Origin of the sequence: uncultured Cetobacterium sp. (assembly GCF_947038635.1) — a bacterium.
GTDB lineage: Bacteria > Fusobacteriota > Fusobacteriia > Fusobacteriales > Fusobacteriaceae > Cetobacterium_A.
Genome location: NZ_CAMQXC010000033.1, coordinates 1 through 18,848, shown reverse-complemented (window position 1 = coordinate 18,848; position 18,848 = coordinate 1). Strand labels below are relative to the sequence as shown.

Annotated in this window: 21 protein-coding genes; 5 read left to right on the top strand and 16 right to left on the bottom strand. The window is 29.1% G+C overall.

Annotation, left to right across the window (positions count from 1 at the left end):
• The 5 genes from Q0V08_RS05095 to smpB form a co-directional block, all read left to right on the top strand.
• On the top strand, positions 1-581 hold a 581-nt coding region (locus tag Q0V08_RS05095), incomplete at its 5' end, for an N-acetylmuramoyl-L-alanine amidase (protein ID WP_297432660.1).
• A gap of 8 nt (positions 582-589) precedes the next feature.
• The gene (locus tag Q0V08_RS05090) at positions 590-1,129 is read left to right on the top strand and encodes a GerMN domain-containing protein (RefSeq protein WP_297432658.1); all 540 of its coding nucleotides are present in this window, start codon (positions 590-592) and stop codon (positions 1,127-1,129) included.
• Positions 1,130-1,185: 56 nt separating this feature from the next.
• Entirely contained in the window at positions 1,186-1,749 is a 564-nt protein-coding gene (yqeK, locus tag Q0V08_RS05085; RefSeq protein WP_297432656.1) for a bis(5'-nucleosyl)-tetraphosphatase (symmetrical) YqeK, read from the top strand.
• A gap of 12 nt (positions 1,750-1,761) precedes the next feature.
• Positions 1,762-3,912: a ribonuclease R gene (gene rnr, locus Q0V08_RS05080; protein WP_297432654.1), complete on the top strand. Its 2,151-nt coding sequence runs from the start codon at positions 1,762-1,764 to the stop codon at positions 3,910-3,912.
• The gene (gene smpB, locus Q0V08_RS05075; protein ID WP_297432652.1) at positions 3,912-4,355 is read left to right on the top strand and encodes an SsrA-binding protein SmpB; all 444 of its coding nucleotides are present in this window, start codon (positions 3,912-3,914) and stop codon (positions 4,353-4,355) included. Before rnr ends, smpB begins: the two co-directional genes overlap by 1 nt.
• A gap of 38 nt (positions 4,356-4,393) precedes the next feature.
• On the opposite strand, the gene Q0V08_RS05070 is transcribed toward smpB, so the two are convergent.
• The 16 genes from Q0V08_RS05070 to Q0V08_RS04995 form a co-directional block, all read right to left on the bottom strand.
• On the bottom strand, positions 4,394-5,671 hold the full coding sequence (locus Q0V08_RS05070) for an outer membrane protein transport protein (protein WP_297432650.1): 1,278 nt from the start codon (positions 5,669-5,671) through the stop codon (positions 4,394-4,396).
• Positions 5,661-6,254, bottom strand: a complete 594-nt coding sequence (locus tag Q0V08_RS05065) for a TetR/AcrR family transcriptional regulator (protein WP_257163099.1) — start codon at positions 6,252-6,254, stop codon at positions 5,661-5,663. Before Q0V08_RS05065 ends, Q0V08_RS05070 begins: the two co-directional genes overlap by 11 nt.
• Positions 6,255-6,460: 206 nt before the next feature.
• On the bottom strand, positions 6,461-7,777 hold the full coding sequence (locus tag Q0V08_RS05060) for an amidohydrolase (protein ID WP_297432646.1): 1,317 nt from the start codon (positions 7,775-7,777) through the stop codon (positions 6,461-6,463).
• Positions 7,778-7,808: 31 nt separating this feature from the next.
• Positions 7,809-8,276 carry a hypothetical protein gene (locus Q0V08_RS05055; protein WP_297432644.1) on the bottom strand — a complete coding sequence of 156 codons (468 nt, stop codon included), beginning with the start codon at positions 8,274-8,276 and terminating at the stop codon, positions 7,809-7,811.
• A complete protein-coding gene (locus Q0V08_RS05050) occupies positions 8,269-9,078 on the bottom strand; it encodes a DUF3100 domain-containing protein (protein WP_297432643.1) in 810 nt (269 codons plus the stop codon). Before Q0V08_RS05050 ends, Q0V08_RS05055 begins: the two co-directional genes overlap by 8 nt.
• Before the next feature lie 217 nt (positions 9,079-9,295).
• Complete coding sequence (locus tag Q0V08_RS05045) at positions 9,296-10,582, bottom strand: hypothetical protein (RefSeq protein WP_297432641.1); 1,287 nt, start codon at positions 10,580-10,582, stop codon at positions 9,296-9,298.
• A 26-nt stretch (positions 10,583-10,608) separates the two neighbouring features.
• The gene (locus tag Q0V08_RS05040; protein ID WP_297432639.1) at positions 10,609-11,028 is read right to left on the bottom strand and encodes a YchJ family metal-binding protein; all 420 of its coding nucleotides are present in this window, start codon (positions 11,026-11,028) and stop codon (positions 10,609-10,611) included.
• The gene (locus tag Q0V08_RS05035) at positions 11,018-11,410 is read right to left on the bottom strand and encodes a hypothetical protein (RefSeq protein ID WP_297432637.1); all 393 of its coding nucleotides are present in this window, start codon (positions 11,408-11,410) and stop codon (positions 11,018-11,020) included. The genes Q0V08_RS05040 and Q0V08_RS05035 overlap by 11 nt, the downstream gene beginning before the upstream one ends.
• A 19-nt stretch (positions 11,411-11,429) precedes the next feature.
• Entirely contained in the window at positions 11,430-12,254 is an 825-nt protein-coding gene (locus Q0V08_RS05030) for an NAD+ synthase (RefSeq protein WP_297432635.1), read from the bottom strand.
• A gap of 10 nt (positions 12,255-12,264) precedes the next feature.
• Positions 12,265-13,161 carry a ribosome biogenesis GTPase YlqF gene (gene ylqF, locus Q0V08_RS05025; RefSeq protein ID WP_023050272.1) on the bottom strand — a complete coding sequence of 299 codons (897 nt, stop codon included), beginning with the start codon at positions 13,159-13,161 and terminating at the stop codon, positions 12,265-12,267.
• Positions 13,162-13,173: 12 nt separating this feature from the next.
• Positions 13,174-13,839, bottom strand: coding sequence for a 16S rRNA (cytidine(1402)-2'-O)-methyltransferase (rsmI, locus tag Q0V08_RS05020; protein ID WP_240218976.1), 666 nt, complete (start codon positions 13,837-13,839; stop codon positions 13,174-13,176).
• A gap of 18 nt (positions 13,840-13,857) precedes the next feature.
• Positions 13,858-15,135, bottom strand: coding sequence for a S41 family peptidase (locus Q0V08_RS05015; protein ID WP_281699439.1), 1,278 nt, complete (start codon positions 15,133-15,135; stop codon positions 13,858-13,860).
• On the bottom strand, positions 15,132-15,938 hold the full coding sequence (locus Q0V08_RS05010; RefSeq protein WP_297432632.1) for a TlyA family RNA methyltransferase: 807 nt from the start codon (positions 15,936-15,938) through the stop codon (positions 15,132-15,134). The genes Q0V08_RS05015 and Q0V08_RS05010 overlap by 4 nt, the downstream gene beginning before the upstream one ends.
• Entirely contained in the window at positions 15,938-16,768 is an 831-nt protein-coding gene (locus Q0V08_RS05005) for an HD domain-containing protein (RefSeq protein ID WP_023050276.1), read from the bottom strand. Before Q0V08_RS05005 ends, Q0V08_RS05010 begins: the two co-directional genes overlap by 1 nt.
• Entirely contained in the window at positions 16,755-18,578 is a 1,824-nt protein-coding gene (gene dxs, locus Q0V08_RS05000) for a 1-deoxy-D-xylulose-5-phosphate synthase (RefSeq protein ID WP_297432630.1), read from the bottom strand. Before dxs ends, Q0V08_RS05005 begins: the two co-directional genes overlap by 14 nt.
• 12 nt (positions 18,579-18,590) lie before the next feature.
• Positions 18,591-18,848, bottom strand: a 258-nt coding sequence (locus tag Q0V08_RS04995) for a divergent PAP2 family protein (RefSeq protein ID WP_297432628.1), incomplete at its 5' end; no start/stop codon positions are given.

Below are 18,848 nucleotides of genomic sequence, written 5' to 3'. Positions count from 1 at the left end.
ATAAAGAAAAAGATATAGCTTTAGCTGTGGCAAAAAAATTACAAACTAAACTTTCTAAAGATTTTAATGTTATTATGACTAGAAGCAATGACTCTTTCATTAGTCTTTCTGAAAGAAGTCGAATTGCTAACCGAGGAAAAGCTGATATTTTTGTAAGTTTACATTTAAACGCATCTAAAAATTCATCAGCCCAAGGAATGGAAATATTTTATTTTTCAAAAAAATCATCTCCTTATGCTGAAAAAATTGCATCTTACGAAAATAGTTTTGGTGAAAAATATGGTGAAAAGACAACTAGTATAGCTCAAATTATGGGTGAACTTGCATATAACAAAAATATGGAAAAATCTATAACTATTGCTAGACCATTAAATTCATCTCTTTCTAAAAGATTAGGTATGAGGGATAGAGGAATCTATGGAGCAAACTTTGCTGTTTTAAGAGGATTTAATGGCCCCGGTATCCTTGTAGAACTTGGATTTATAACAAATAAATCTGACGTAACTAAACTTTCTAGAGATGCAAATCAAAATGTTATGGCAGATGAACTAGCAAATAAAATTAGATCATTTTTCTATTAGGAGGTTTTATGTCACATAAATTAAAGATTTTTTTAGTCATTTTAATAGCTCTTACTATCGCTACTGGAGTATATTCAAATAAAGTAAATAAAAAAAGTGAAACAGTAACAAATATATCAACTCCTACTTTAGAGAGTATTCAAAAGACAGAAGTTACTACCACAATTTTTTTTCCTAACTTAAAACAAGGAAAATTATCAAAAGAGGATATTATTTTAAATTCTAATTTATCTAATAAAGAAGATATTTTAAAAGATATCATATCTCAACTTTTAAAAAAATTAGAAGATAAAAATATCTTAAAAAAAGAAAATTTTAAATATGAAGTATACATAAAAAATAGAACTCTTTACTTAGATTTAGATTCTAAAATTTTATCTTCTGCAAAAACTCCACAAGAAGAATTACTTTTAATTTATTCTTTTGTAAATAGTTTACTAACTCCTGGTGGAGCAGATAATGTAGTTTTACTTATTAATGGTTCGACTGCTGAAAAAGTCAATTTTATTAACATAAGTAAAAGCTATAAACTAAACAGTAATATATAAAATTTTGGGGAGTTTCTATTTTCAGAAACTCCCTTTTAAAAATTTGGAGGAATATTATGAATATAGATTTTTTTAAAAAGGAATTAAGCGATGTTCTTTCTAAAAAAAGATATGAACACTCTATAAGAGTTTTAGAAACAGCTATCACTTTAGGAAAAATTTACAATGCTGATTTAAATAAAATAGCGTTGGCTTCTCTTTTACATGATTATGCTAAGGAATTTACAAGAGAAGAACTTCTTAAAATATCTAAAGAATATTTTAGAGATGAAACAAAAGATTACTTAACTAATATTGAAATCTTACATAGTTATGTAGCCTCTTATATCACAAAAGAAAAATTTAAAATTGATGATGATGAAATTTTAAATGCTATAAAATTTCATACAACTGGTCGTAAAAATATGAGTTTAATCGAAAAAATAGTGTATATAGCTGATGCTATTGAACCTAAAAGAGACTATCCTCATGTAGAAAAAATTAGAGATTTAGCTCTAGTGGATTTAAACAAAGCCATTCTACTAGAAGTTAATAAAAAAATAGAGTATCTTATAAAAGGAGATTACGTCATTCATGTAAACTCTATAGAGATGCGAAATTGGCTTTTAAAAATAAGCTAATAGGAGGAATTTATGAAAACAAATACAAAATTAGACAAACAACTTGATAAATTAAAAAATATATTAAAAGGCAGCAAAGCTTTAACTCTTGATGAAATAACTAAAGCTATGGGGTGGTCTCCAAAATTTAAAAAAGAAAATAGAGAAATTCTTGAAATTTGGATTAATTCTGGAGAAATTATGAAAAATAAAAGAAATAAATACAATATCCCTGAAAATTTAGGTTTTATTAAAGGAAAATTTTCAAATATTAAAGGGAAGTTTGGTTTTGTTGATACTGATACTGAGGGGTACTTTATCCCTAGAAGTAAGTTTGGTACAGCTTTAGATGGAGACACTGTTCTAATAAACGTTACAACACCTGAAGGCAAAGGAAAGAAAGAGGGAGAAATTGTTGAAGTTCTTGTAAGAGAAAAAAATACAATTATAGGAATATTTGAAAAGAAAGAAAATTTTGGTTTTGTAAGACCAACTCAATCTTTTGGTAGAGATATATATATTCCTAAAAACTTTTTCAATAAAGCTAAAGATGGAGAGTTGGTTGTTGTTGATGTAACTTTTTGGGGAAGTGATGAAAAAAAACCTGAAGGAAAAATTCTTGAATCAATTGGAAATCCTTTTGATACAGATAATATGATTAAAGCTTTGATTCTTAGAGAAGGTTTATCAGAAGAATTTCCAGATGATGTTATTGCAGAAGCTCGTCAAATCCCAACTGTGGTATCTGAGGATGAAATAAAGAAAAGAAAAGATTTAAGACACCTTCCTATCATAACTATTGATGGTGACGATGCCAAAGACTTAGATGATGCTGTTTATGTTGAGAAATTAGATAATGGATATTATAAACTTATTGTAGCTATTGCTGATGTTTCACACTATATTCCAACTGGTTCTAAATTAGATAAGGAAGCTGAAAAAAGAGGAAACTCTGTTTACTTAGTTGATAGAGTTTTACCAATGTTCCCTAAGGAAATTTCAAATGGAATATGCTCTTTAAATCCACATGAGGATAAACTTACATTCTCTGTTGAACTTCTTATTGATTCTAATGGAAGAGCTATTGATGTTCAAACATATAAATCAGTTATTAAAACTGCTCATAGAATGACTTATGGAAATGTTAATAAAATTATTGCTAAAGATCCTGAAACTACTGAAAAATATAGTGATATCGTAGATATGTTATTTACTATGCTCGAGCTTTCTAAAATTATAAGAGCTATCAAATACAATAGAGGTTCTATTGATTTTGATCTTCCTGAAGTTAAAGTTGTTTTAGATGAAAATAAAAAAGTTAAATATTTAAAAAATATTGAAAGAGGAGAATCAGAGAGAATCATCGAAGATTTTATGATTATGGCAAATGAAGCGGTTGCCGAGAAACTTTTCTGGTTAGAAATACCTTCTGTTTATAGAGTTCATGAAACTCCTGACCCAGAAAGAGTAAAAACTTTAAGTGATACTCTTTCTAGATTTGGATATAGACTTCATTCTTTTGAGGATATTCATCCTAAAAAATTCCAATCAATTATTGAAGACTCTGAAGCTAGAGGTATTAATATGATTGTACATAAAATGATTTTAATGTCTCTTAAACAAGCTAGATATGGTGTTGAAAACTTAGGTCATTTTGGTCTGTCATCTAATTACTACACACATTTTACATCACCTATTAGAAGATATGCCGATTTACTAATACATAGAATTTTAAATATTGCTATACATGGTTATCCAACTAAAAAGCAATTCGGAACTCTTATAAACTATCTTCCAGAGGTTACACAGCATATCTCTCAAACAGAAAGAAAAGCTATGAAAATGGAAGATGAAAGTGTTAAAATTAAAATAGTTGAATATATGCTTGATAAAATTGGAGATGAATTTAAGGCCACTATAGTTGGATTTAATAATAAAAAAATATTCTTTGAAACAGAGGAGCATGTAGAGTGTTTCTGGGATGTAACTACAGCTAAAAACTTCTATGAATTTGATGAAAATAATTATGTCATGAAAGATTTAGATACAAATAGAGAGTTTCATTTAGGAGATAAAATGGATATTTTAATAGTTAGATCTGATTTACAGATGCTTGAAATAGAGGTTGTTCCAACTGAATTTTGTAACGAATACACTGGGAGAAGAAAAGAGGGGAGATTTTAATGATATTAGCTAATAACAAAAAAGCTTTTTTTGACTACTTTATTGAAGATAGATTTGAAGCTGGAATTGAACTAGTTGGTAGTGAAGTTAAATCTATAAAAGCTGGTAAAACTAGTATTAAAGAGTCTTTTATTAGAATAATAAATAATGAAATTTTTATCATGGGTATGACTATTGTTCCATGGTCTTTTGGTAGTGTTTATAATCCTGATGAAAGAAGAGTTAGAAAACTTCTTTTACATAAAGGCGAAATTAAAAAATTACATGAAAAAGCTACTCAAAAAGGTTATACAATTGTGCCTTTAAATATTCACCTGTCTAAAGGGTTTGTCAAAGTAGAAATAGCTTTAGCTAGAGGTAAGAAAAATTATGATAAGCGTGATTCTTTAGCAAAAAAAGATCAACAAAGAAGTATTGAAAGAGAAGTAAAAGAGAGATATTAATAAAAAAAGCAGATAAATTATCTGCTTTTTTTATACTATTAAAATTTATAGATTAATCCTAGTCCAAATGCATCTACATGCTTACTGTATCTTATATTTTTAATATTTTTATCATTTATATAATCTACATATGAGTACGTTGCCATTAACTCAAGTTGTGAGCTATATTTATATTTAACTCCTGCTGAATACATATTTGCATCTAAAACATAATCAGTATCTGTGTATGTTTTTTCATTAGCTCCTGTGTCTGTATACTGGTAACCTGTCATTAAAGTCCATTTTTCGTTTAATTGATAATCTAAACCAATTGCTACCTCATATCCATTATCATAATGATCAAAATTTCCTAAGTCATCGCTTGCTTCTTTTATGAAATAATAATTTCCAGAAGCTAAAAGTGTCAATTTATCTGTTGCTCTATAAGAGGCTCCAATCGCTGCCATTGCTGGTAAGTTTCTTTTTCCGCTTCCTTCTGACATCCATTGTCTAATTGCAGGATCTTTCGATATTATATCATAAAATATATTTCCTATAATTGGAGTTCCTGTAGATGTGTTAAATCCATTTTTTAATTTATGTTCTTTATTATCAAAATCTAACTTAGTTTCAGTTTCATATCTTATTCCTAGGTTAAATCTATCATTTGGATGATAATTTAATCCAAATATTCCAGCTACTCCAAAAGCTGTTCTTTCAGAATCTATATCAAATTTTACATTTCCTGTTAAAGGTGACGCTTTTGTTGTAAAATTTCCTTCTCCTTTAAATTTTCTCTCAGCATCAATTAATCTAAGTCCAACTGCTCCACTCCAAGACTCATTGAATTTTCTAGCTATTCCACCTTGAAAAGCAACATAATATGATTTTCCATGTATTGTCGAGCCACCTGTAAATTCTCCTGCAGGAAACTTGTTAGCTATCTCTGGAAAAGTGGCTATTCCTCCACTATATGCTACACTTCCTCCACCTGCTATCGCTCCAGCATGAAAGAAAAATGCTGTATCTCCTTTTTTCTTTACAATTTGTAAGCTTGGAACTACTGGTGATGGTTTGTCACTTTTAAATTTATAATCTCCATGTTCCATACTATATTCTTTCAAATGTGTTTGATTATTAATTTGTATATAAGTTCCATCTTCTAACCATACCGTTCCAGCTGGATTATAATATGCTCCAGATACTCCAATTTTTCCAACCATAGCAGGATGTGCTAAATATTCTGCATCTTGTTGTGAAAGATAGTCTATGCTTCCTCCCATAGCATTAGCTGATAAAACTACCCCTAATAATATTAATTGTTGCTTAAACTTCATTTTCCCTCTCCTTTGTCATTTCTAAAGCTTTTTCTATTAATACATTTCCCATTTCTATAACTTCTTTTTTAAAGGTTTCAAATTCTATATCAATATAAAATCCAGTACAAATTAAAGTTGCGTATCCATGAGAGAAATACCAACCTTTTTTTATAACCCATTCTATTATGTCTTCAGGAAACTGATTATATTCTTTTTTATTATTAAATCCACTATATATTAAATTTCTGAAGTCTTCCATTATTTGATCCATAAACTCTCTAGGTAATCCTTCTCTTAAAAAAATTGTTCTAAATAATGCTTTCTCCTCTTTTGCAAAAAGACATATTCCTATTCCTATATTTAAAATTGATAAATCAGCATAGTTACGTTTTGTATATTCAAAAAGTTTTGTTTTAGCTTTTTTAGCTAATTCATTTTTTAATTCATCCATTGATTTAAAAGCTGAATATATAGCTATTGTAGATACTCCCAATTTTTTTGCTATATTTCTCGCTGTTACATCTTTTAAGCTTTCATTATTTAAAATTTCAAATGCACTATTCAAAATTTCTTCTCTAGTAAAATTAGGTTTTCTTCCCATTTTTTCTCCTATATGTTATGTTATTTTTTAAACATGTTTTATATTATATCTCAATATACATATAAATTCAACATTTTTATTATATACCACTGTTATGAAATTATTGTTTTTTTACACAACAGTGTTATGAAATTATTAGTATAAATAGAAAAAGAGGCTATTAAATAGCCTCTTTCTATGAGAAAATTATTAAAAATAAGTTGTTATTAAGCTTTTATAACTTTATCGTTTGACTCCATAAAAGTTAAATACTCTTCTTTTGTCATAACTGGTTTAAAGTTATCTAAAATCTCTTTTGCTTTCTTTCCTTGAGCAAACAATAAGTCAACAACTGTTAATGCTAAAGCTTTTGCTGGCATTAGTATTGCGATTTCATCATCTACAGTTTTAAACTCTCTTGTATGAAGAGATCCATTTATTCCACCGAACATCGGATGAAGAGTAGGCATTATATGAGATACATCTCCAAAATCGAAAGATCCTGTAAAATCTCCACCTTTAATCATATCATCTTTTAATCCTAGATACTCTAAATTTCCTTCTAAAACATCTTCCATAGAATCATGTTTTAAAATTGGTAAGTATCCTGGAATCTCTGTTATTTCTATTTCAGCACCAACTGCATAAGCACCTGCTGTTAAACCTCTATTTACTTTTTTATTGGCATCAATCATACCCTCAATTGTTCTAGCTCTTACATAAGCTTCCATTCTTACATCAGCTGGAACTGAGTTTACAATATCTCCACCCTTCGTGATAATTGGATGGAATCTTACTCTATCACTATCTTTAAATGTTTCTCTTTGAGCATGTACATTGTTTATTCCTAACATTGCTGCATTTAAAGCATTTATTCCTTCGTGTGGTGCTGAACCTGCATGAGATTCTTTTCCTATAAATTTAACAGTTTTTCCTATAAATCCATTGCTCACAGGTCCTGTTAAAACTTTTTTATCACCTAAATCTAAAGCATGGAACATAACTGCCATATCCACATCATCAAATGTTCCGTTGTATATCATCTCTTGTTTTCCACCAAAATATTTAATTTTTCCGTCAGCTCTTAATTGAGTTCTATATCCTAATTCAACAAACTCTTCTGCTGGAGTCGCCATAAAATCTACTTTTCCTCCAAGCTCACTCAATATTCCTGATTTTACTAATCCTGTAGCTGCTCCTAACATACCTGCAATTTGTATATGGTGTCCACAAGCATGAACTGCTCCTAACTCATTTGAATCTAAATGGTCACTACATGATATTGCATCTAACTCACCTAATATTGCAACTTTAGGTCCTTCCATGTTCTCATTTGCTCTTGCTCTACAACCTGTATAGGCAATTCCTTCTTCTACATCTAGTCCTAATTCATTTTTAAAGTAATTTGAAACAATTTCAGTTCCTTTAAATTCTTTGTATCCAAACTCAGGATTATCATACATATCTTGTCCTGCTTTTAATATTAATTCTCTATTTTCATCAATAGCTTTTATTACTCTTTCTTTAATTTCATTTATATTCATAGTTCTCTCCTTGAATCTGTTTAAGTATTAATTAAATTGCTCCTTGTAATCTTAGTACTCCTTGAGCTATTAAAGCACATGCAAAGAAAATTGTTGTAAATACAACTAATGCTATTATTACTATCTTCCAAGACATCGCTTTTAATTCTTCAATTTTATCTCCTACAGATATTCCTGCAAAAGCAAGTAACGGTGTACATAATGGCATAAATTCAACTGTACCTATCTCTGGTGCAAAGAATTTAGATATTGATAAAGCTGGTATACTTACTATCATTCCAACTATAGTTGATAATGCATATGCAGGTAACGGGAATTTTGGAAAAGCATCCTTAACAGCAAAACATCCTAATGCTAAAGTAATTATTAAAAACATTCCTGGAATGGCTCCTATAAATTGTTTCTGTAATCCAATAGCTTGTCCTGCTAAAACCATAACCCCTGTCATTGACATTAATATAAAATATAATACATATTTTTTTATATCTAAACTACGCATTTTGCTTCACTTCCTTTTTTGCAAACTTTGGAGATAATTTCTTATAATACCACTCTGTAAATGGTAATGATATAAATACAAGAATATTTACTCCTGTCAATCCTGATAACATATTACTTGTTGATGCATACGCAAAAACTTGATCTGCATATTGAGGTCCTACAACTTCTGCTAAAGATGAAGCTGCTGCTGTCATCATACTTCCACTTCCAACTCCACAAGCCATTCCTAATGCTAGTGGATGAATTCCTGTATATATAGCTAATGATCCTAGTACTCCAAAGTAAATTGTTCCTACAATTGTTCCTGCTAAATAAACTCCTAGCACTCCACTTCCTTCTAAAGAAGAAATTCCATATTTTTCTCCAATTACACCTAAAGAAGCTTCTCTACTTATACTTGATCCTGCTCCTATAGCCTCTCTTGTTAATCCTAACTTAAGCGCTAAAGGAACCGCTACCACTGGTGCTAACACATGTCCAAACTCCTGCGCTAAAAATGCTGGACCAGCCTGAATAATTTTATCTAGATTAGGTCCTACAAATGTTCCTAATTTTATTCCAAGCATTAAAAGAATTAACATAACCATATCACTGGCTATTTTCATCTCTTTTTCTCCAATAATCTCTCTTAATTTCTGAATTTTTTTTCCTAATAAATCTGGTGTTAATATCATTCCAATAACTACAGCAAATAACATTGGGAATAATGCTACTTTTCCCAATTGAATTTTTCCAACTTTTTCACAAGCTAGCGAAATAATTGTTACAACTAAAAATACATTAATTGTGTTTTTGTTCATAGTGCTCACTCTTCCTTAATATAATTTTTTACATACGTCCACTTGTCTCAAATAGGACTTTAATTTACATTTAAAATAATACTATTTTTTTACTATTATGTCAAGGTTTTTTTCGAATTTTTTATTTCTTTTCGAATTGTATTGTTCTATTTAAGAACTGTTAAGTGCGGTTATACAAAAAAAATAAAAAGAGATGAATTAATTTCATCTCTTTTTATCAAAAATTAAACCTTACAACCCTTCTTGGACGACCTGCACTTGTACAAACTTCATACTCTATTATCTCTGCATAACCACTTGTTATAATTGGTTTAATTATTCTATTTACACTTCTTTCAGTTATTTCTAAAATTTCTGAAAGTTCCTTACTTGTAAACTCTTTTTTACCAAAAGTTTCATGTAACGCTCTTATTTTAGATAGATATTTTGGTGTTATTCCAATTTTTTTTGCTTCTTTTTCAAAATTTTCACTTATCTTAGTTGAATAATCAAATCTAGTTTTTTTATAAAGAGGACCTCTTATTTTATTATCTGAAAAAAGAAAAATCTCACCTTTATCATTTACTAAACTTATATTCAATGCTTTTTTTGCATTTATTGTAGCACCTTGAATATTTTCTGCATATCCAATTCCTACTGCTACTTTAGCTCCTAACATATATATTTCATTTACTAATTTTAAAAAATTAACTTCATTTTCTTTAGTTTCTAGAATTTTTTGAGTTGTAAAAAATATATATTCATCTTCTGAAAGCTCTTGATAATTACCATGTATATTTTTAGAATATTTTAGAAATATATCATTTAAACTTACTTTAAACGCAGCTCTATCATTTTCGAGTTCATCTTTCTTATGTTTTTTTATAATTTTTACTATTTTTATTCCAATTCTATTTTTAAAATTTTCATTAATTTTTATATCTTTTAAAAGTGTTTTCATTTGATTACTAATCTCATTTTTTGTTGATTGTAATCTATATACTGGTTTTTTCTTACTTTTAAAATAATCATAAACATATCCAAAAGCTGTTAATATACAATGGACTTCACCTTTAGACAAATTTTTAATATGTTCATCTAGAAAATCTAATTCAGTTTTATCCTCTTTATATTCTTGAACATCCACTCCATCTAATGTTATTCCAAACTCATCAAGAGTATCTAATAAAATATCTTTTTCAACTATATCAAAACCTATTTTTAAATTATTTATATTTGGATAATTTTCTCTTACTTCCCATAGAGCTTTTAAAATACTTCCTGCTTCTCTATTCGAATAAACCATTGGTACATTTAACCCCAATTTGCTCACTATTTCTGAATGAACACCTATTCCTGTGGAAAATACTCCATCTACTCTCCCCTTTAAATCTTTTAAATTTTCTACAGAATCCCTCAATTGTTTTATTTCATAAGGTAAAAATCTTATGTGAGAATATTGTGGTTCTAGAGTTTTTAAAATTTTTTTTACTGAGTCTGGATAACCAATAATAGCAATTTTCATTCTCTACTCTCCCTAAATAAATTTTTTTATTTTCCACAACATTTTTTATATTTTTTTCCAGACCCACAAGTACATGGATCATTTCTTCCAATCTTTTCATCTTTTACGATAGTTCCTTGAAGTGGCAACCATCCATAATATAGCCACTCATTATTAAGCTTTACAAACTTACTTTTTTCATGGTGAACTACCTCTTGTCCATTCTCTTTATAAAAAGCCTTAAATTCAACGATTCCTTCTAAATCAGTTTCAGTTCCAGCTTCAGTTGATACTATCTCTAATCCTAACCATTCTGAATTTAATGCCCATTTTCTTGTTTCTTCAACATCCATATCCCCTTTTGTTTCTGGGTGATGAGTTTCTACTATAAACTCTATGTTTCCATTTTCAAAGGCACTATATCTTGCTTTCATTAATTCTTCAGCAGTTTTAAAATTATTTACCATCTTCTTTAAACTCCTCTAGTTTTTTTAAATTCTCTAACTCTTTTTCCATTTTTTTAACTTTTTTATAAATTTCATTTATCCTGAACTCTAAAGAGTTTAAAATCCAAAATTGAAAATGACTAGCCCTTTGTGATTCATAAAACATCCATATTAATTTTATTACACCAAATAAAATAGCTACTTGAACTGCTAACGTTGGAGTTATTCTATTAAAAACACCACCTAAAATTAATAGTGCAGCTATTATTATTATTAAAAGTGTATTTATTATTTTATTTTGTTTGCTATTTGATCCACCTATTTGACCTACAATATTTCTAATTCTTTCTTTTTCTTTCTGAAATTCCTGTAACTCTTCTCTTAATTGCTCTTCCCCTCTCAAATCTAACCCTCCTTTTTGTTTATACTCCCCAATCTCTAGGATATCTAAACTCTCTTCCTATAGTTCTTGTAGATATCTTTGCTATTAAAGGAAGTTTTCTTTTATATTGAGACATCTTAATTTTCCAAATGACTTTGTTTACAATATCTTCTGGATAACCTTTTTTTATAATCTCATCTTTTTTTTCTCTTTCATCTATTAAAGAAAATAAAATCTCATCTGCTAGCTTGTAAGAAAAACCTAATTCACTCTCGTCAGTTTGACCTTCCCATAAGTCAGCACTGGGTTTTTTATCTATTAATGGTTGAGGTACTCCCATATGTTTTGATAATTCCCATACTTGAGTTTTATATAAGTCTCCGATAGCATTAATAGCTGATGCAGCATCTCCAAATTGTGTACTATACCCTAACAACATCTCTGTTTTATTAGATGTTCCTAAAACTAATGCTTTCTCTTTAGCGGAATAATCAAATAAAATACACATTCTTTCTCTTGCCATTCTATTTCCTTTTCTTAATCCATCCATATCTGGATTCATTTGAAAATATGGTTCTACCATTGGAGTTATTTCTATTAATTCTGATTTTATTCCTAAATCTTCTACAACTAGTTTAGCATGCTCAACACTTTCTTTACTTGAAGTTTTATAAGGCATAAGTATCCCTAAAACATTTTCTGGTCCAAAAGCTTTTGCAGCTAAATATGCTACTAGTGCTGAATCTATTCCTCCTGAAAGCCCTAAAACAACTTTAGAAAACCCAACTTTATTAGCTTCTTCTTTTAAAAAATTAACTAGTATATCTTCAACCAAATTCAAATCTAAATCTAATCTGCAACTCATCTTTTTTCTCCTACTTATATAAGTTTTTAATCTCTTCAGCGATATCCATATCCAAGCCAAACTTACCTAATTTACAAGCTCTATAATCTCTTAAAAGCGTATATGTCGCTTGCTGAACATTTAAATGTCCACCCTTTTGTAACATATTCATTCTAAGAGCTATCGATTCTATTATTGCACCACTAACTTGATCAAAATCTTCATCTAAAAGTTTATATTTTTCCTTTAAAACATCTTTTTTTCCCATTTTTAACATTTTTTCTATTAATACACAAGCAACTTCATCTATTGGAAGTATTTCATCTCTAATTGCACCTGTTATTGCTAAATTATAACCTACTTCTTGATTTTCAAATTTTGGCCATAAAATTCCAGGAGTATCTAACAATTCTAATCCCTCTTTAATTCTAATCCATTGCTTTCCTCTTGTAAATCCAGGCTTATTTCCTACTCCAGCACTATTTTTCCCTACTATTCTATTAATTAATCTTGATTTTCCAACGTTTGGTATTCCCGCTACCATCAATCTTGTATTAACTTTTCTTAATCCTTTTTTTAATAATCTCTCTTTTTTTTCTTTAGAAACTTTTTCTATAATTGTATAAAGAGTTTTCATATTAAAACCAGTTTCTGCTGATAATTCTAATACTTCATCTGCAAAATTATTTTCCTTAAAAAACTTTTTCCAGAAATTAATCTCTTCTTTTGTAACTAAATCTGATTTATTTATTACAATCACTCTTTTTTTATTTTTTGCAAAACCAGCTATATCAGGATTTTTACTTGATAAAGGAATTCTTGCATCTACAACTTCAAGAACAATATCTATCAAAGGCATATTTTCCTTAATTAAATCTTTCGTTTTTTTCATATGCCCTGGATACCAGTTAATTTTTGTCATTGACATTATCTCTCACCTCTATTTTTCATTACCCTTTATTAAAAGAACTATCTCTCCTTTTACAGGATTTTTTGAAAGTTTCTCTATTAATTCAGTGGTTGTCCCTCTTAATATTTCTTCATAAATTTTTGTTATTTCTCTTACTATTACTACTTCTCTTATTCCAATAAAAGTTTCTATATCTCTTAATGTTTTTTCAATTCTATGAGGAGATTCAAATATTACAATTGTTCTTTCCTCAGTTGCTAAAGATTTTAAAAGCGTTTGTCTACCCTTTTTTTTAGGTAAAAATCCCTCAAAACAAAATCTTCTAGTTGAAATTCCTGCAACTGAAGCTGCCGCTGTCATTGCACTTGGTCCAGGAATTGGTATAACCTTTATTCCCCTTTTTAAAGCCTCATCAACCACTTCAAATCCAGGATCTGATATGCAAGGAGTTCCTGCATCTGTTACTAAAGCAATTTTATTTCCATTTTCTAGCATATTTGCAATATTTGAAACTTGATGCATTTTTGTATGTTCGTCATATCTATACACTATTTTTTCTATTCCTAAATGATTTAATAACTTTTTTGTTACTCTTGTATCTTCTGCAAAAACAAAATCTACCTCTTCAAAAGTTTTTATAGCTCTTAAAGTTATATCATCTAAATTTCCTATAGGTGTTGCTACTATATAAAGCATTTTCTACCTCATTTCTTCCTATTTTTTCTCCAAAAGTTTATTCATCTCTTCAACTGCTTTATCTAGTTGAATATCTCCTTTTGAAATTATTTTTTTAGCTTCCTCTTCTCCTTTAACCTCTTTTATAATCTCATTTCTATTCTCTTTTGTTTCATCTTCATTTATATTTGTAACAAAACCATTAAAGAATAAGAAATCATCTTTTTCTTCTACTAAGATATCAGGTTCTATTCCTTTTCCATGAATAGACACTCCACTAGGAGTATAGTATTTAGCTATTGTTAATTTTATTCCATCTCCATCTGGTAAAGGTAATAATGTTTGAACACTTCCCTTTCCAAATGATTTTTCTCCTATTAAAATACCTCTTTTATAATCTTTTATTGCACCTGAAACAATTTCAGAAGCTGAGGCACTTCCTTCATTTATTAAAACTATTAAAGGAAAATCACCAAAATATTTTCCTTCTCTATAAGCTATCTCTTCCTCTCCTGTTTTTCCCTTTGTACTAACTATTTTTCCTTCAGGAATAAACATAGAGGATATTTTCACTGCTTGTCCTAAAGATCCTCCTGGATTACTTCTTAAATCAAGAATAATACCTTTAGCACCTTTTTTAATTAAACCTTCTAAATCTTTACGTACATCTTTATATACATCTTCACCAAATTGTGTTAGTCTTAAATACCCAATATCTTTTCCAATCATTTTACTTTTTACATATTTTAATTGAATAATTGATCTTTTTAATTCAACATCTTTAGTTTCTTTTGCCTCTTCTCTATAAACTGTAAGTTTTACTGAAGTTCCTGGTTCTCCCTTTAACTTTTTAACACTTTGTTCACTTGTTAACTTATAAGTACTTTCACCATCTATTGCTATAATTTTATCCTTAGCTCTTATTCCAGCTAAATATGCTGGTGTATCTTCTATTGGTGAAACTACAATTAAAGGTTCATCTGCTTTTTTCTGAATAACCATTCCTACACCTGCATATTTCCCTTCAATATCCTCTTTAAAACTTTCTAATTCCTCTTTTGTAAAATAATTTGAATGAGGATCATCTAAAGATTCCATCATTCCCTTTAATGCTCCTTGCATAAGAGTTGTATTAGTTGGATCTTTTTCAGTTCCTACATGGTTTTCTTTTATGATATTCATAATATCAGAAAGCTCTTTTAACTCTTTTATATTTGCAATAAATCCATTATCTACAGAATATGATGGAACTGTATTCACAATCATAATTCCAGATAAAAGTAGTGCTACTCCAGTATTTCTTAACAGTTTTATCATATGGCTCCTCCCAAGTTCTTTCCTAGCTTTACAACTGATTCTATGTTGATATGCGACTCTTCATCTCCTATTTCAAATATAGAAATATATTCAACATTTCCTTTTGTACCTGTTATTGGTGAAAAATCTAGTGCCTTTAATCTAAGACCAGATTTTTTAGCTTCTTCTATAACCATTTCTATTGCCATTATGTGTTTCTTACTATCTTTTACTATTCCACCCTTTTCAATATTTTCTTTTCCTACTTCAAATTGTGGTTTTATTAATGCCATAAGCTTTGTATCATCTTTAAAAAATTTAACCAAATGTTCTATTACTTTTGTTATCGATATAAAGGAAACATCCATTACAATATAATCTACTTTTTCATTATCTAATTCATTTAAAGTTAAATCTTTTATATGTGTATTTTCTAATGATTTTACTTTATCATTACTTCTTAATTTCCAATCTAATTGATTTGTTCCTACGTCAACTGCGTATACAAAAGATGCTCCATTTTGTAATGAACAATCTGTAAATCCACCTGTTGAAGATCCTACATCAAGTACTCTTTTTCCTTGTAAATCTAAGTTAAAAACATTTATAGCTTTTTCAAGTTTTAAGCCACCACGACTTACATACTTACAAGCATCACCTTTAACTCTTATTATAGGCTCCTCATCTATTTTTATAGATGTTCCAGGTTTATCTATCTTTTTATCATTTATTATAACTAACCCAGCCATAATTGCTCTTTTTGCTTTCTCTCTAGTTTCATAAAATCCTTTTTCAACTAGCAGAACATCTACTCTTTCTTTCATTAATTTCCTTCCTTTTCAAAAATCTTATCATCCTCTAAATAATTTAATAGTGGATTTTCTAAAATAAGATTTTCAAATCCTAATCTATCAACAGCTTTTATTAATTTTTCAGTTTCTCTGACTCTTTTTGTAAAGAAGTCATCTCCTATTGGAATCTTCTTTTTGCTTTTGTAATAACCTAATAACTGTTTTGTATTTTTAAGTCTAAGTTCATGTTTTGCTCTTTTTAGACGATCTTTTATAACTCCAGTAGTACAATTAAACTTTTTAGCTACCTCATCTAAGTTAACACCTTCACTCATAAGTTTTAAAATTTTGTCAGCACCAATTGGATTTATCCTATGATACTTTGCTGAGTACATATCGGCTCTGTGAACTATATGAGCTTCCTTTGTATTAGGTTGAATTTTTCCCCATTTACCATGATGTGATATTACAATATGAGTTATATTTTTCTTTATTTTATCTACAATTTTTAAGTTTAAAACCTCTTCTATTTCTGATAAAACTCTTTCAGCTTCTTTGATAATATATTCAGGTTTCTTTATCATCATTTGAGAATGAGAAAGCTTTTCATCGGCTTTTCTTATACTCCCTTTACTTAAATCATGAATTATTACTCCAACTACTATTGAGAAAAAATCTACTTTCTCTCTTGCTTCCTTTAAATCTCTATAATCTCTTCTGATCTCTTCAAAAGATATTTTTAGTACATCATACGTATGAGTTGTTACTTTAACACCTTGATCATCGTGATGATCTAAATCTAAAACCATTTCATGGTTTAATAGAAGTTTTATAAACTTCAGTGCATTACTATTTTTCGCCATTAATGCTACCCTCAATTCTCTCTATTAGTTTTTTACCTCTTAGACCATAATCCTCTAACAGTACATTTCTTGACCCATGAGGTATTGCTACGCTATCTAAAGCTATTATATTTATATTAATTTTCATTTTTTTCTCATTTAAAAATCTAACTACTTCATTACCGAATCCACCTCTTTCATAACCATCTTCAAATGTGAATATATTTTCATATTTTGAAAATTCATTAAGAATGAAGTTTTCATCCAAAGGTCTTATAGATGAACAGTTTACTATCGTTCCATCTAATCCTCTTCTTAAAAGTTCTGCTTCTATATCAACTATCTCTTTTAACATTGCACCGGTTACTAAATAAAGATTTTTCTTTCCTTTTCTAACTTCTTTCCATATACCTAATTCAAACTTATTTTTTAAAGTACCTTCTAATTCAAATGCCTTCCCTCTTGGAAATCTAATAGCTAGAGGTCCATCTTTACAATCTTTTGAAAATTCAAGCATCTCTTCTAATTCTGTTCCTGTTGTTGGAGCAAGTACCCTATAGTTTGGCATACTTAAAAACATATTTATATCATGTATACCTTGATGTGTTTTTCCATCCTCTCCAACTATTCCAGCTCTATCCACTATAAATCTAACTGGTAAATTTTGTAATCCTACATCGTGTATCAATTGATCTAAAGCTCTTTGGAAAAATGTTGAGTATATTGCTACATAAGGTTTTTTATTTGATATTGCTAGCCCTGCTGAAAATGTCACACCATGTCCTTCAGCTATCCCTACGTCTATGCATCTATCTTCAAATCTATTTTGAAAATCACCTAATCCTGTTCCCTTTACCATTGCTGCTGAAATAGCATATATACTTTTATCCTTTTCTGCTAATTCAACTAATTTTGATCCAAAAATATTAGAATATGTTCGACCTCCTGATTCAACCTCACCAGTTTCTGGATTAAATGGAGATATCCCATGAAATTTCTCTTTATTTTCCTCTGCTAATTGATAGCCCTTTCCTTTTTCTGTTTTTACATGTATAAAAACAGGTCCTTCCATCTCTTTAGCTACAGTCAAAGTTTTTATTAATTCCTCTAAATTATGGCCATCTATTACGCCTAAAAATTGATATCCTAAAACTTCTGATATGCTTGAAGGTAAAAAAAACTGTTTTACAGAGTGCTCTATTCTTTCTAGTACACTTTTGACTTGGTTTCCAACTTTTCCTTTACTTATGACACTTCTTACATCTTTTCTTATATTCATATATGCATTACTAATCATTAGCTTTCCAAAAAATTTAGATAATGAACCTACATTTTTCCCTATAGACATTTCATTATCATTCAATATAACTATTAAATTTTTAAGATTTTCTCCGATATTATTTAACGCTTCTAAAGAATGACCATTTGCTATTGATGCATCACCTATAACTACAATAACTTTATCTTCAGGATTTGCTTTAGCTATTCCTGCTCCTGCAGAAAGAGCACTTCCAGCGTGTCCTGCTATGAAAAAATCAAAATTACTTTCTTTTGGATCTGAAAAAGGCCCTATTCCACCTTTTGTTCGTAATGTTTTAAACTTATCTCTTCTTCCTGTTAATAATTTATAAACATATGATTGATGTCCAACATCAAATAATAGTTTATCTTTTGGTAAGTCAAAAACTTCGACTATTGATTGAGTTAATTCAACTACCCCTAAATTTGGTGCTAAATGTCCACCATTTTTACTTGTAATCTCTACAAGAGTATCTCTAATTTCCTGGCTTTCCTTTTGTAACTTATTAATATATTCCTTATCTACCCTCATCTTTTTCCATCCTTAAGCTTGAATATAACCTTTAAACACAAAAGCTACAACCACTCCTAATATAGCCCCTACTAATACTTCTAATGGACTGTGTCCTAAAAGCTCTTTTAATTTTTCATCATGCAGTTTCTCTCCAACTTTTGCTGCAAATCTATCCAGTAACGTATTTAAAAGTCCTGCATGTTTTCCTGCTGCTCTTCTAATTCCAGCAGCATCATACATCACTACTCCAGCTAAAACAAATGAAATAGCAAATATTGTACTCTGGGT